Here is a 15,227-nt window from a genome sequence, read left to right as displayed (position 1 = left end):
CGTCCCGGTCACCGGCCGTCCCCGGCCCCCGGCGTCCGGCCGGTCCGGCCGGTTCAGCCGGTCCCCAGGTCGCTTCCCGGCAGTTGTTCCCGGTCGCAGGCGGTGAGCATGGCGGCGAGGCCGAGGAGCTTCACCCGCTCGCCCCGGTCGAGGGATCTGGCCAGGGCCTCCTCGGCCGCCTCGATGGACAGCCAGTGCTCGTAGGTGATCGGCGAGACTCCCCGGGCGGCGAGAAGGTCGTCCAGGTCCGCGCGGCGTACCGGATCGCGGCCGGCCAGGTCGGCGAGGAGGGTGCGGACCGTCTCCGCGGCGTCGGACTTGTTGGTGCCGATCACGCCGGTGGGGCCACGCTTGAGCCAGCCCGCCACGTACTCGCGGTCGCGGACCCGGCCGGCCTCGTTCGGCACGGTCATGGTGGTCTCGGAGAAGGGGACGCCGGGCAGCGGCACGCTCTGGTAGCCGACCGAGCGCAGCACCATGCCGGCCGGGAGGGTCTCGAACTCGCCGGTGCCGACGACCCGGCCGTCCACCAGCCGGGTGCGCTCCAGCCTGAGCGCCTCCACCCGCTCCTCGCCGAGGATCTCCACCGGGCGCATCCAGAACCGCACGTCCAGCCGCCGGGGGCGGCCCACGGGGGCGCGGGTGGTCCAGCTCCGCAGGACCTCGACGTTCCCCCGGACCTGCCGGGACGCCGTCGTGACGTCCGCCACGCACTCCTCGGGCCGCACGCGCACGTCCGCGTTGGTCAGCTCGCCCAGCTCCCTGAGCTCCTTCAACGTGAACTTGGCGTGCTCGGGTCCCCGGCGTCCGATCATGTGGATGGTCTTCACCTCGCTGGCGGCCAGCCGGGTCAGCACCTCCTCGGGCACGTCCGTGGCGCGCAGCTCCTCGGCGGTCTTGGCCAGTACGCGCACCACGTCGACCGCCACGTTGCCCACGCCGATCACCGCGACCTCGGGGCTGTCGAGGACGAAGCGGTCGGCGGGCATGTCGGGGTGGCCGCAGTACCAGTTGACGAAGTCGGTGGCGGCCACGCTGCCCGGCAGGTCCTCGCCGGGAATGCCCATCCGCCGGTCCACCATCGCGCCGGTGCAGTAGACCACGGCGTCGTAACAGTCGAGCAGGTCGGCGACGTCGACGTTCTTGCCCAGCTCGACCCCGCCGAGGAACCGGACCTCGGGAAGCTCCAGCACGCCGCGCAGGTAACCCGCTATCGACTTGATCGAGGTGTGGTCGGGGGCCACCCCGTAGCGCACCAGCCCGTACGGAGTCGGCAGCCGCTCCAGGACGTCCACCCTGAGCGGCACGGTGGCCTGTCTCGTCAGGGCCTCGGCGGTGTAGATCCCGGCGGGCCCTGACCCCACGATCGCGACTCGCAGTGACATGTCGCCTCCCCGGCGTTGGATGTCATGAACGCGATGCCCTGCTTGATTCTGTATCACCCCGGGGCAACCTGCCAGACTCACGCGCCGACATGATCGATTCACCCGCCGTTCCCGCCGGGGGAACGGCGGGCACGTGATCCAAATGTCATTCGGCGTCGGCTGGATCATCACGTTCGCGACCTTCCTCGTTCATCGGGCGAGAGCAGGATCGCTGCTGCGTCACCGCCTGTGATCACTCCTGTGTACATGGCCGGTGTCGCGTTACCGCTTGTGATCACTCCTGCGTACGCAGGCGGTCCAGTTCCGTGACGAGAGGCCGACCGCACCATGCTCTCCCCGGTTCGGGACGACGCCGTCCCCGCCGCACCTTTCGCCCTTCGTCCTTTCCCCTCCGATTCGGGAGACTTCTCCTCCGATTCGGGAGACTTCCTCTCCGATTCGCGAGGCGCGCGATGGATCCTGGAGGCCGTCGAGGCGAAAGCCCGCCAGGCCCCTGACACGCCCGCGGTTCTGGACGCCTCGGGGGTGCTGGGCCACGCCGGCCCGGTCGACCGGGCCTGCGCGCTCTCGGGACCCATCGACGCCGTGGCCCAGGAGTTCCCCGCCGGGACCGGGCACCTCGCGAACGAGGAGCGCTCGCCGGTGGGCGGAGGGGGAGCGGCACCCGCGCATCCGGCCCTCACCCCCTGCTGACGCCGGCGCTCCCGAGCGGGAACGGGACGTGGTCCCGGCCCTTCCCGCGATCAGGGCCCGCTCTCTTCCCTCCTGTACGAACCCCCTGTCCGAGGAGACGCATGTTCACGAGAACTCCGACGTACGCCGGCGCGCCCACGGACGCGTACGGCACCCCGCTGATCGACGCCACGGGCCTCGTCCCCGGAGCCCGCGTCCTGATCAAGGACGAGAGCCGGTACGCCTCCGGCAGCCACAAGGAGCCGGCGGCCCGCGCGGTGGTGGCCCGCGCCGCCGCCGACGGGTACCGGCGCGTGGTGATCGCGACCTGCGGCAACTACGGCCGCGCGATGGCGATGGCGTGCCACGCCGCCGGTATGGCCTGCACGGTCGTCCTGCCGGAGGGCTGGAGCGACGGCGGCGCGTGGATGCGCGACGCGGGGGCCCACGTCGTCGCGGTGCGCGGCGGCTACGAGGAGGCGGTGGACGCGTCCCGCGGGCTGGCCGAGGAGGAGGACGCGGTCGACGGCAACGTGGACGGTCCGTACGTGGACGCGGTGTTCGAGGGACACGGCGTGGTGGTGGCCGCGTTGCGTGAGGCGCTCGACGCGCCGCCCGCGGCGTTGTGGATTCCGGTGGGCAACGGCACCACGACCATCGCCGTCCATCGCCGGATGCGAGCGCTCGGCTGGCCCGGCGTGATCAACGGCGTGTGCTCCGCCGGCAACAACCCGGTGGTGACCAGCTGGCCGGGTGAGTACCGGACGCTGCCGCCGGACGCCGTCACGACATCCGATCACAACCAGCCGCTGGTCAACTGGCATGCCCTGCAGGGGCCCGAGGCGATGGCGGCCATCGCCGACACCGGCGGCGAGGTGTTCGGAGTGGGGGACGAGGAGTTGATCGAGGCCAGGGCCGCGCTCGTCCCGTACGGCGCGAACCCCACCGCGGCTGGGGCCGTCGCCCTCGCCGGGTTGCTCGCGCACGCCCGCGTGACGGGCTCGCTGTCCGGAACCCACGTCGTGTTGCTCAGCGGACGTTGACCGACCCCGACGACCGCACCTGATCGAGGAAATGATGACCGCAACCACCGAAGGCGGCCCCGCGCTGCTCTTCGCACGCACCAAGGTGAACCGGAACGACCAGCGGATCTTCGTCGCCAAGCTTGTCGCGCTGGCGATGCTGACCTCCGCAGGGGCGGTCCTCGCGCTGCGCCCGGAGCCGCCGTTGATCGTCCTCGGCGTGGTGATCCTCGCCGCCGCGTACACGCACGCCGTCGAGTTGCAGCACCAGTGCCTGCACCACTCGGCGTTCCGCGGGTCCTGGCCGCACCGGCTGACGGGCGTCCCGCTGGGCATTCCCCTGTTCGTCGTCTACAGCCACTACCGTCTGCGTCACCTGCAACATCATCGTCATCTCGGGACTCCCCAGGACACCGAGTTCTTCGGCTTCGACACGCGGACCCCGCTGACCGTGTCGCACCTGGTACGCGGGCTGTTCGACTACCGGCGGCTCGGCACGGTCCTGTGGGAGGTCGCGCTCGCCGCCACGGGACGCTGGACGTACGGGTTCGGGCCGGTCAGTCCCACCATGCGCCGCCGCATCGTCGTCGATCACCTCGTCATGGGCGGTGCCGTCCTGGTCGCGCTCTGCGTCACCGTGGCCGGGTACGGCGAGTACCCGCTGCGGCTGTGGGTGCTTCCGCTCCTCCTCGCCGTTCCGATGCACTTCCTCGTGGAACTGCCCGAGCACATCCTCTGCGACACCGAGAGCACCGACGTGCTGCGCAACACCCGGTCCATCAGGGGAAGCCGGCTGAGCACCTGGTTCACCAACGGCAACAACCTGCACATCGAGCACCACGCCGCGATGAGCGTGCCGATCAACCGGCTACCCCTGCGGCACGAGGAGACCCGGCTCCACGCCGTCCACGTCGAGCGCACCTACCTGGACTTCTACCGCACCCTCTGGGCGGCCCTCCGCAGGCGGGAGGGCAAGGCATGAGTGACATGCGCGTCGCCGGCCCGACGGCGGCGGAACGACCTTCCGATCTCGCCACCGCGTCGCAGGGCCCGCCCTTCGACGTGCTCGCCGCCATCGGGGAACAGGCGCGCAGAGCGCCCGACGCGCCGGCGCTGATCGACGCGACCGGCCAGGCGACGTACGCGGAACTGGTCGCCGAGGTGGACCGCATGGCCGGCGCGCTGGCCGGCTCCGGGGTCGAACCCGGCGATCTGGTCGGGCTGTGCCTGCCACGCGGACGAGCGGCGGTGACCGCGATGCTGGCGGTGCTGCGTGCCGGTGCCGGCTACGTGCCGCTCGATCCCGGCTATCCGGCGGCGCGGCTGGCCCTGATGCTGGAGGACACCCGGCCCCGGGTCGTGCTGGTGCCGATGGACGCCGACCCGCCCCTGCCCACCGGCACGCCGGTGCTGCGCCTGGGAGAGGCGGGCCCGGCCACCGCCCCGCCGCCGGTCGACGCCGCTTCCCCGGACGGCACCGCCTACGTCATCTTCACCTCCGGCTCCACCGGCCGTCCCAAGGGCGTCGTGGTGCCCCGGCGCGGCTGGTCGCACTTCTGCCGGGCCGCCCGGGACGAGTACGGCATCACGCGGGACGACCGCGTGCTCCAGTTCGCCTCGCTCAGCTTCGACGCGAGCGTTCAGGAGATCTTTCCCGCGCTGACCGCGGGCGCGGCCGTCCTCGTACGCGACGACGACATGATCAGCCGGCCCGACCTGTTCCTGGACCGCTGCGCCGACCTGGGCGTCACCGTGCTCCCCCTGGCCACGGCCTACTGGAGGGAGCTCGTCTCCTCGATCGACAGGGGAGAGGCGGCGCTGCCGGCGAGCGTTCGCATGGTGATCATCGGCGGGGAGGCCGCACACGCGCGGACCGTCGGGCGCTGGCACGCGAGCGTCCGCCGGCACGTGCGGCTGCTCAACACCTACGGCCCGACCGAGGCGATCGTCACGGCGACCGCCGCCGATCTGACGTCCTGGCGCGGCGACGACCCGGTGCCGATCGGCTTCCCGCTGCCGGGGGTGACCTGCCGGGTCGTCACGCCGCACGGCGCCGAGGCCGCCGACGGCCGGCCGGGCGAGCTGTACATCGGCGGCGCCGCCCTGGCCACCGGCTACCTGCACCGGCCCGAGCTGACCGCGGAGCGGTTCGTCTCCGGGCCGGGAGGAGCGCCCGAGTACCGCACCGGCGACCGCGTGCGACGGCTTCCCGACGGGACGCTGGAGTATCTGGGCCGGTTCGACCGGCAGGTGAAGATCCGCGGCTTCCGGGTGGAGCCCGCCGAGGTGGAGGCCGCGCTGCGCGGGATTCCCGGCATCGCCGACGCGGTGGTGCTGGTCGACGAGAGCGACGGGCAGGCGCGGCTGGTGGGCCACCTGGTCGCGGACGCCGGCGGCCCGGACGCGGCCGAGGTGCGGCGGCGCCTGCGTGAGGAGGTGCCGCACTATCTCGTGCCGGCCGTGATCTCCCTGCACGCCTCCTTCCCCCTCAACGTCCAGGGGAAGGTCGACAGGGCCGCGCTGGCGGCCGTACCGCTCGCCTCCGACGGCGTGGCGGGCCGGGAGGCCGGTCCGCGGGACACGGTCGAGGCACGCGTCCGCGCGCTGTGGGAGAGCCTGCTCGGCGTCACCGGCATCGGTCCCGCCGAGGACTTCTTCGCGCTCGGGGCCGACTCGCTCCACGCCATCCGCATGATCAGCAGGCTTCGCCACGAGTACGGGGCGGAGCTGGCGCTCAGCGAGCTGTACGCCGCCCCGACGTTCGCCGAAGTGGTGGCCGCGGTCCGTGCGGCCGAGGTGCCGCGGGATCCCCGCGCCGCCGTGGACACGCCGGAGCGGGCATCGGCCGAGGGTCCTCAGGTGCTGCCGCTCACGGGACTGCAGCGGACGTTCTGGATGACCGAGCAGTTGAGCGCCGAACTGCCGGCGTACACCCTCGGCATCCGGTACGGATGGGACGGCGCGGCACGGGCGGACCTGATCGAGGCGTGCCTGGCGGAGCTGGTCCGCCGGCACCCCGCGCTGCGGGCCCGCTTCCCGCTCCAGGACGGGGAACCCGTCATGGTCGTCGACCCCACGGGCACCGTGCCCCTGACAGAGATCGATCTGCGGGACCTGCCGCCGGAGGAGCGGGCGCCGGGCGCCGAGCGGGCGCGCCGCCAGGCCGTGCGGGAGCCGATGGACCTCGCGGAGGGCCCGCCGGCCCGCATGGTGCTGCTGCGAACCGGCGGCGACGACGAACTGTTCCTCGTCGTCCACCACCTCTGCTTCGACGGCTGGTCGGCCGGCGTGCTCGCGGACGAGCTGGCGGAGCTGTACCACGACCTGGCGGAAGGCCGCGAGCCGGTCGAGACCCCGCCGGACAGGCTGCCGGAGCTCGGTCTCCGCAAGGAGGCGAAGGCCGCCGACACCTCGCTCGCCGCCTACTGGCAGGACCGGTTCGCCGACGCCGACCTGGACATGGAGCTCCCGGCGGACCGGCCGGCCCCCGCCGTGCGGTCCTTCGCGGCCGAGCGGATCTCCCGCGAGCTCCCGCCCGCTCTGCTCGACCGGCTCCGCTCCTACGGGCGGGAACACCACGCCAGCCTCTTCATGGTGCTGCTGGCCGGAGTGCAGGCCGTGATCGGCAGGTACACCGGGCGCGATGACGTGACGGTGCTGGCACCGGTCGCCGGGCGCGACGACGTCGACCTGGAGAACCTGGTGGGCGCCGCCCTCAACATCCTGCCGCTGCGCGGTGACGTCGCGGGAGATCCCACCTTCGCCGACCTGCTCTCCCGCGTCGTGGAGTCCGTCGTACGGGACCTGGAGCACCAGGACCTGCCGCTGCCGGACATCATGGCGGCGATCGGCCAGGCGCGGGCGGGCACCACCCGGGCGGGCAAGGTCAACCGGCTCAGCGGAGTCAGCGTGACCGTGCACAACACCCCCGCCCCGCGCCGCCCGCTCATGAGGTACGCCGGTGACGAGCCGCCGGCCGCGATGATGGTGGATCTCGCGTTCGGCCTGCACTTCCCGCTGGACGGACCGGTCCTCACCGTCGACTACGCCACCGAGCTCTTCGACGCCGAACGCGTCGACGCCCTGGTCGACCACCTGCTCACCCTGCTGCGGGCGGCGGCCGAGGCGCCGGCCACGCCGGTGAGCCGGTTGCCCCTGCTCACCCCCGTCGAGCGGCACCGGATCCTGCGGGAGTGGAACGACGGCGCGATCCGGCCGCCGGTGGCGGACACCGTTCACGAGCTGTTCGAGCGATGCGCGGCGTCGGCCCCCGGCGCACCGGCGCTCACCTCCGGCACGGCGACCGTGAGCTACCGGGAGCTGAACGAGCGAGCGAACCGGCTCGCGCGGACGCTGCGCCGGCACGGAGTGCGCCCCGGTGTACGCGTGGCGATCTGTCTTGACCGGGGCGTCGAACTCTTCGCCGCGATGTGGGCCGTGCTCAAGGCGGGCGGCGCGTACGTCCCCCTCGACCCCGCCTACCCGACGGACCGGCTCGCCTACATGGTGGAGGACAGCGGCGCGACCGCGCTCGTCACCAGGATCGACCTGCCCGCCGCGCCCTCGCCGCAGGGCGTGGCGGTCGTCGCCCTGGACCGGGAGGCGGAGCGGATCCTCGCCGAGAGCGGCGAGGATCTGGAGGCGGCGGCGGGACCGGCCGACCCCGCCTACGTCATCTACACCTCCGGTTCCACGGGCCGGCCCAAGGGAGTGGTCGTCACCCACGCCAACCTCGTCCACGCGGTGGCCATGTGGCAGGACGCCTACGCCCTCGAGCCGGGCTGGACGTACCAGCAGGCCGCCAGTTTCTCCTTCGACATGTTCGTGGGCGAGACGTTGCGCGCGCTGTGCACCGGCGGCAGGCTCGTGGTCGTGCCGCGCGAGGTGCTGCTCGACCCGGCGGAGCTGTACGCGCTGATGCGCAGGGAGCGGGTCGACTCCACGGAGCTGGTGCCCGCCGTGCTGCGGAACCTGCTCGCGCATGTCGAGGCGGCCGGGGAGAGCCTGGACTTCGTCCGGCTGCTGATCGGCGGGGGTGAGAAGTGGCAGGTGCGGGAGTACCGGCAGGCGCGGCGGCTGGTGGGTCCCGGCAACCGGGTGGTGAACGCCTACGGCGTGACCGAGGTGACGGTGGACAACGTCTACTTCGACGGCGACACCGCCGGCCTCTCGCCCGACGCGCCGCTGCCGATCGGCCGGCCGTTCCCCGGCAACCGCGTCTACATCCTGGACGCGCACGGCGGGCCCCTCCCTCCCGGCGTGGTCGGCGAGTTGTATCTCGGCGGAGTGGGCGTCGCCCTCGGCTACCACGAGCGGCCCGAACTGACCGCCGAGCGGTTCGTCCCCGACCCGTTCGGCGACGGACCGGAGGCCCGGATGTACCGGACCGGGGACAGCGCCCGCTACCACCGGGACGGCAACGTCGACTTCCTCGGCCGCCTGGACGACCAGGTCAAGGTCAACGGCTACCGGATCGAGCTGGGCGAGGTGGAGACCGCACTCGCCGGGCTGCCGGAGGTGCTCGCCTCCGCCGCCGCGGTGCACCCGCTGCCCTCGGGGATCGCCCAGCTCGTGGGGTACGTGGTGCCGCGGCCGGGGGGTGAGGTCACCGAGGCCGCGGTCCGCGAGACCCTGTCCGCGAGCCTGCCGGTCCACATGGTGCCCACCCGGCTGGTCGTGCTGCCCCGGTTGCCTCTCACCCCCAACGGCAAACTCGACCGGCGGGCGCTGCCGGCGCCGCCGGTCTCGGAGGCGACCTCCGCCGGCACCGCCCCGAGGACGGCCACCGAGCGTCGCGTCGCGGCCGTCTGGGCGGAGACGCTGGGCATCGACGATTTCGGCATCGACGACTCCTTCTTCTCCCTGGGGGGCGACTCGTTCAGCGCGCTGCGGCTCGTCCGGCGCGTCGACCCCTCCCTGGCCCTGGTGGAGCTGTACCGGCAGCCCACCGTACGCGGCCTCGCGACCCTGCTCGACGAGCGGCCGGCGGAGCCCGACGCGGGACCGCGGCGACTGCTGCACCGGTTGACCTCGTCCGACGCCGATCAGGCGGCGGGTGGTGTGACGGTGGTGGCGATCCCTTACTCCGGCGGGAGCGCGATCTCCTACCGGCCCCTGGCGGAGGCGCTTCCCGCCCACTGGTCCCTCTACGCGGTCGAACTTCCCGGCCACGACCAGAGCCGGCCGGACGAGCCCCTGCTGCCCGCCGCCGAGGTGGCCGAACTCATGCTCGGCGAGCTCCGGTCGCTGTCCGGACCGGTGCTGCTGTACGGTCACTGCCTCGGCAGCGCGATCACGATCGAGGCCGCCCGGCGGGCCGAGGAGGCCGGCGTCGAGGTGGTCGGTGTCGGTCTCGGCGCGAGCTTCCCCACCGCCCGGCTGCCCGGACGGTTCTTCGACTGGTTCCACAGACTGGTCCCGACCGACCGGTTCACCTCCGACCGGGAGTACGCCTCCTTCCTCCGCGCGCGTGGCGGCTTCACCGATCTGGACAGCCCCGAGCAGGAACAGTTCGTGCTGCGCAACGTCCGGCACGACGCCCGGGACGCCGAGGAGTACTTCACCGCCGCCTACGAGGGCGCCGGGCAGGCGCGGCTGCGGGCACCGGTGCTCAGTGTCGTCGGCTCCCGGGACCGCGTCACGGAGCTGTACGAGGAACGCCACCACGAGTGGCGGCACTTCGCCGACGCCGTCGAGCTGGCGGTGCTGCCCCGGGCCGGTCACTTCTTCGTGAAGACCCACGCGGAGCCGCTGGCCCGGGCCCTGGTCGAGCACGCCGAACGCCGGCCGGGCGGGGACGCGCCGCGGCGGGAGGTCCGGCGGGAGCCTGTGGACCCGGCACCGGCCCGCGGCCGCGTACCCCGTCAGGCGGCGCCCGGCCTGTCCCGGTTCGCGCTGGTGGCGCTCGGCCAGTTCGTTTCGATGATCGGCAGCAGCCTCAGCACGCTCGTCCTGAGCATCTGGGTCTACCGGCAAACCGGCTCGATCACGGAGTTCACGCTGATCAACGCGATCGGCATCCTGCCGGGAATCGTCGCCGGGCCGGTGGCGGGCGCGGTGGCCGACCGATGGGATCGCCGGCGCGTCATGCTGATCAGCGACTCCGCGGCGGCCCTGGCGATGGGAGTCCTCGGCCTGCTGGTGTTCGCCGGCGGACTACGGATGTGGCACATCTACCTCGTCGTGTCGGTCACCTCGGTCGCCGGCGCCTTCCAGCGTCCGGCCTACGTGGCCGCGGTGGCGCAGCTGGTGCCGAAACGCTATCTGGGCCACGCCAACGGGATCACCCATCTCGGCATGGGCCTGGGAACGGTGATCGCACCGATGATCGGCGCGGGCCTGATCGGGGTCATCGGCATCGAGGGCGTCGTCGCGCTGGACGTGCTCAGTTTCCTCGTGGGGGCCTCGGCCCTGCTCGCGGTCCGGTTCCCCGACATGCTCTTCCGCCACCGCGACGAGAGCTTTCTCAAGGAGATCACGAACGGCTGGCGTTACATCGCCCGGCGACCGCCCCTGCTCCGCGCCATGCGGTTCTTCGTCGTCCACCACGTCCTTTACATGATCGGCTTCTCCGTCATCGTCCCGATGCTGCTGACCGAGCAGTCCACCGGGATGCTCGGCGTGACGCTGGCGGCGGGCGGTCTGGGAGCCCTGTGCGGCAGCCTGGTCATGGGCCTGTGGGGCGGCACTCCCCGCAGGGCCACCGGACTGATCGTCGCCCTGGGCGTGTCCGGCGTGGGAATGTTCGTCACCGGCATCGAGAACCCGTACCTCCCCGCGATCGGCCTGTTCACCATCTGGTTCTGTGACTCGATCGCCGAAGGGCACTGGCTGGCGCTGGTACAGGCGAAGGTCGGCCTGGAACTGCAGGGCCGGGTGCTGTCCCTCTTCATGATGACGATGATGATGACGATGCCGCTCGGTTACCTGGTCATGGGGCCCCTGGCCGAGCGTCACGTCCAGCCGCTGCTCGAACCCGGTGGAGCCCTCGCCGCTACGGTCGGCTCCGTGATCGGCACCGGGCCGGGCCGTGGCCTGGCGCTGCTGGTCGTCCTCAGCGGCCTGCTGCAACTGGTCTGGGTGATCCTCGGTTGGCGTGACCGCCGGCTGCGCTTCATGGAGGGGCAACTGCCGGACGCCGTGCCGCCCGCGGATCTCGGCGACCTGGACGACCTGCAGCGGGAGGCCGACGCCCAGTTCACCGCCCGGCCGGTGCGTGCCGCCTCCTCGGCCCGCGCCGGCGACGACCGGTCAGGCCGCCCCATGGCATGAGGCCAGGTGCCGGATCAGCACTTGCGGGGACAAGCCCGGCGGATCACAGTTGGTTCTCGTGAGTTCAGGAGCGGAGAAGCGCCGCAAAGCGAACGCCCGGCGTCCGAAGGACAGCCCGCTTCAGGACACGAGAGGACCGCGCCGGGCAGTACGCGCTCCCGGCTCCTCCGGCTCCCCGAGTGCTCCCGGTGCTCCCGGTGCGCCTGGCGTCCCCGGCATGCCCGGGACGTCCGGTGAGGACCGGCCTTCGTGCGGGCTCCGGTACGAGGCGTTCGGGCGGGTGATGGCCGCGCTGGCCGGGGAATCGGAGCTCATGGAGTCCTGCCGCGACCTGACCTGGTGGCGCGGGGCCGACCACGGCTGGCACATCGAGTGGCGCGACGGCCCCGGCGCGGCCGACATCGCGGCCGTCCTGGCCAGGCACGTCCGCGATCCGGGCTGCCCCGGCGCGCTGGTCACCCGCTCCGGTCCGGCCACGGCGGGCGACGCCACCCTGGACGTCATGGGCGTCCCGTTCGTCCTGCGCGCCGTCGACCCCGTGCACCGCGAGCGCTTCCGGGGCAGGGCCGGTCTGCGCCGCCTCGGCGAGGCGCTCGACACCACCCGCAGGACCACCTCCCGCCACCCCTGGGAGATCCTTCTCGGCGGCTGACGCCCCCGGAGCGGCCGAGCCGCCGGCGTCGCCCGGCGGGGGTCGTCGTCCAGGCGGCGGGCGAGGCCCGCTCATCCCGGCGGCGGCCGGTGCGGCGAACCGGCCGCCGGGCGTCCGGACGCCCGGCGGGAAAGGGGCGGACGGCCTCGCGGAGATCGGTCCGCTCCCCGGAGAAGGGGTCTGGAAGGACCGCGGCGACGGCTTGGTCAAACGCTTGTCCACTTTACTGTTATCAAGCGCTCGCTTGCTTTGTAAACTTGACGTGTTCGAGATGTTTTCCCAGGTCAGATACACTGCTGATAGCCACTAGCAAATGTGATCGGGGGATCAGTGGCTTTGGTAGAACGTAATTACACGCTTGACTTTGTCGCCGGAGACCGCCGGGATCGCGCCATTCTCCGGCACATGGTCCTCTCCCTTTTGATGGGGATGCTGCTCGGAGGCGTCGGAGCGCTGCTGGCCTACGGGCCCGAGTTGCTGTACGCGCTTTACAATCCGTACGCCTACCTCCTGTTCGTCGTCGTCATGGGGCGGACGGCGGTCGGCTTCGGCTGGGCGGTCCTCTCCAGCGTGTTGGCCGCGTTCGGCCCGATCCTCTCGCTGCTGGCCGCCACGATCTTCGAGAAGAACACCTGGCTCCTGAGCCTCGGCGGCGACGGCGCCTCGATGAACCTCCTGATCGCGAACCTCGTCGCCATCGGCGTCTTTTCCTACCTCGCCAAGCGCTACGACCGCTGGGGGGACATCGCGGCCGGGGGCGCGGCCGGGCTGGCCCTGTTCGACGGGATCGACAAGGCGATGCCCGGCGGCCCCGAGTACGTCTCCGGCTTCTGGCCGTGGGGCGTCGCGGTGGTGATCGCGATCGCGCTGGGAATGCTGACCTCGCTGGGACGCGGGTGCGACCGGGTCTGCTCCGCGCTGATCGCGCTGGTCCTCGGGGCCTCGTACTTCGTCTTCCTCACCGGGATCTGAGTCCTCACCGCCGGGTTCGGAAGCGGCCGACCGCCGACAATCGGCTTGCGGGACTCGATAGCCTGTAGGGCACCGAACCTCGCCAACTAGGAGTAGCCGTGCTGCTGCGCATGTCGTCGCTGTTTCTTCGAACGCTGAGGGACGACCCGGCAGATGCGGAAGTCCCGAGCCACAAGCTGCTCGTCCGCGCCGGTTACGTCCGCCGTGTCGCGCCCGGCGTCTACTCCTGGCTGCCGCTCGGCAAGACGGTCCTGGAGAACGTCACGCGCGTCGTGCGCGAGGAGATGAACCGCATGGGCGGCCAGGAGGTGCTCTTCCCCGCCCTCCTGCCCCGCGAGTACTACGAGGCGACCGGCCGCTGGACCGAGTACGGCGACACGCTCTTCCGCCTCAAGGACCGCAAGGGGGCCGACTACCTGCTCGGCCCCACCCACGAGGAGATGTTCACCGACATGGTCAAGGGGGAGTACGCCTCCTACAAGGACTATCCGGTGACCCTCTACCAGATCCAGACCAAGTACCGCGACGAGGCCCGCCCCCGGGCCGGCATCCTGCGCGGGCGCGAGTTCATCATGAAGGACTCCTACTCCTTCGACCTCGACGACGACGGCCTCAAGCGCTCCTACGAGCGCCACCGCGAGACCTACATCAAGACCTTCGACCGGCTCGGCATCACGTACAAGATCTGCTTCGCCACGTCCGGAGCGATGGGCGGCTCGGCCTCCGAGGAGTTCCTCGCCCCCGCCGCCACCGGCGAGGACACCTTCGTGGCCTGCCACAACTGCGGGTACGCGGCCAACGCGGAGGCCGTCGTCACCACCGCGCCGCCCGCGATCACCGGCGAGCGGCCCGCGATGCGGGTGCTCGACACCCCCGACACCCCGACCATCGAGTCACTGGTCGATCACGTCAACGAGCACCACGGCCTCGGCGTCACCGCCGCCCAGACGCTCAAGAACATCGTGGTCAAGGTGACCGTCCCCGGCTCGGGCAAGACCGAGACCCTGATCGTCGGCCTGCCCGGGGACCGCGAGGTCGACTTCAAGCGGCTGGAGGCCTCCCTCGCCCCCGGCGAGCCCGCCATCTTCGAGGCCGAGGACTTCGCGAAGCACCCCGGCCTGGTCCGCGGCTACATCGGTCCCCAGGTCCTCAAGGACCTCGGCATCCGCTACCTCGTCGACCCCCGCGTGGTCGCCGGCAGCGCCTGGGTGACCGGCGCCAACGAGCCCGGCAAGCACGCCGCCGACGTCGTCGCCGGCCGTGACTTCGTCGCCGACGGCACCATCGAGGCCGCCGAGGTCCGCGCGGGCGACGCCTGCCCGGTCTGCGGCTCCGGCCTGTCCATCGACCGCGGCATCGAGATCGGCCACATCTTCCAGCTCGGCCGCAAGTACGCCGACGCCGCGAAGCTCGACGCCCTCGGCCCCGACGGCAAGCCGGTCCGCGTCACCATGGGCTCCTACGGCATCGGTGTCTCCCGGGCCGTGGCGGTGCTGGCCGAGCAGAGGCACGACGAGCTCGGGCTGGTCTGGCCCCGCGAGGTCGCCCCCGCCGACGTCCACGTCGTGGGCACCGGCAAGGACGGCCAGGTCGAGGCCGCCACCCGGATCGCCGAGGAGCTGGAGGGCCGCGGGCTGCGCGTCCTGGTGGACGACCGCCCCGGCGTCTCGCCGGGGGTGAAGTTCAAGGACGCTGAGCTGCTCGGCATGCCGACGATCCTGATCGTCGGCCGGGGGCTCACCCAGGGCGTCGTGGAGCTGCGCGACCGCGCCACCGGCGTCAAGGAGGAGATCCCGCTCGCCGAGGCCGTGGAGCGCGTCGTGGCGGCCTGCCGGGGATGATCCTCCGGCCGTCGCGGCCCCGGAGACCGGCGGACGCCGGCGAGCGGTCCACCCCCGAGATCCGTCCCTGAAAGCCCCGAGATCCGCCCCTGAAAGGCGGGTCACCCGGAACGCGAGAGAGCGGCCCGCCCCTTTTCCAAAAGGGGCGGGCCGCTCTCTTCAGGTGTATGGCCCCGCGTCAGTAGTGGTAGTGCTGGTGACGCCGGGAGCTCCGGCCGATCGCCTTGCCCACGTGGAACCCGCCCGGCAGGTTGACGGTCACGTACTTGCGGCCGTCAGGAGTTCTGCTGACGTGGAATCGGCGACTGCCGAAGCTGTGGCCGACCCCTCGCGGGGACAGGTCGATCCTGAAAGGACCGACTTTGATCGACTTCCTGTATCCCCAGCCCATTGCCTTCTCCCCGGACTCCCC

Annotated in this window: 9 protein-coding genes; 7 read left to right on the top strand and 2 right to left on the bottom strand. The window is 72.1% G+C overall.

The features are described from left to right. Positions 1-53: 53 nt before the first annotated feature. Positions 54-1,385: an FAD-dependent oxidoreductase gene (locus AB0F88_RS05545; RefSeq protein WP_362677659.1), complete on the bottom strand. Its 1,332-nt coding sequence runs from the start codon at positions 1,383-1,385 to the stop codon at positions 54-56. 327 nt (positions 1,386-1,712) lie between these two features. On the opposite strand from AB0F88_RS05545, the gene AB0F88_RS05540 reads away from it, so the two are divergent. The 7 genes from AB0F88_RS05540 to AB0F88_RS05510 all read left to right on the top strand — a co-directional run bounded on the left by AB0F88_RS05540 (position 1,713) and on the right by AB0F88_RS05510 (position 14,815). Next, on the top strand, positions 1,713-2,078 hold the full coding sequence (locus AB0F88_RS05540; protein ID WP_362677657.1) for a hypothetical protein: 366 nt from the start codon (positions 1,713-1,715) through the stop codon (positions 2,076-2,078). 101 nt (positions 2,079-2,179) lie between these two features. Further along, positions 2,180-3,100, top strand: coding sequence for a pyridoxal-phosphate dependent enzyme (locus AB0F88_RS05535; protein WP_362677655.1), 921 nt, complete (start codon positions 2,180-2,182; stop codon positions 3,098-3,100). 34 nt (positions 3,101-3,134) lie between these two features. Then, on the top strand, positions 3,135-4,061 hold the full coding sequence (locus AB0F88_RS05530) for a fatty acid desaturase (RefSeq protein WP_362677653.1): 927 nt from the start codon (positions 3,135-3,137) through the stop codon (positions 4,059-4,061). Beyond that, positions 4,058-11,350, top strand: a complete 7,293-nt coding sequence (locus AB0F88_RS05525) for an amino acid adenylation domain-containing protein (protein WP_362677651.1) — start codon at positions 4,058-4,060, stop codon at positions 11,348-11,350. Before AB0F88_RS05530 ends, AB0F88_RS05525 begins: the two co-directional genes overlap by 4 nt. Before the next feature lie 217 nt (positions 11,351-11,567). Continuing rightward, complete coding sequence (locus tag AB0F88_RS05520; RefSeq protein WP_362677649.1) at positions 11,568-12,002, top strand: hypothetical protein; 435 nt, start codon at positions 11,568-11,570, stop codon at positions 12,000-12,002. Between the two features lie 405 nt (positions 12,003-12,407). Further along, positions 12,408-12,974, top strand: coding sequence for a hypothetical protein (locus AB0F88_RS05515; protein WP_362677647.1), 567 nt, complete (start codon positions 12,408-12,410; stop codon positions 12,972-12,974). A 98-nt stretch (positions 12,975-13,072) separates the two neighbouring features. Then, positions 13,073-14,815: a proline--tRNA ligase gene (locus AB0F88_RS05510; RefSeq protein WP_362677645.1), complete on the top strand. Its 1,743-nt coding sequence runs from the start codon at positions 13,073-13,075 to the stop codon at positions 14,813-14,815. Positions 14,816-14,993: 178 nt separating this feature from the next. On the opposite strand, the gene AB0F88_RS05505 is transcribed toward AB0F88_RS05510, so the two are convergent. Then, positions 14,994-15,206, bottom strand: a complete 213-nt coding sequence (locus AB0F88_RS05505) for a DUF4236 domain-containing protein (protein ID WP_362677643.1) — start codon at positions 15,204-15,206, stop codon at positions 14,994-14,996. Positions 15,207-15,227: the final 21 nt, after the last annotated feature.

This window comes from Streptosporangium sp. NPDC023963, from assembly GCF_040639135.1.
GTDB lineage: Bacteria > Actinomycetota > Actinomycetes > Streptosporangiales > Streptosporangiaceae > Streptosporangium.
Note: the sequence above shows the minus strand (reverse complement) of the source record. Positions and strands in the feature narration are given on the sequence as shown.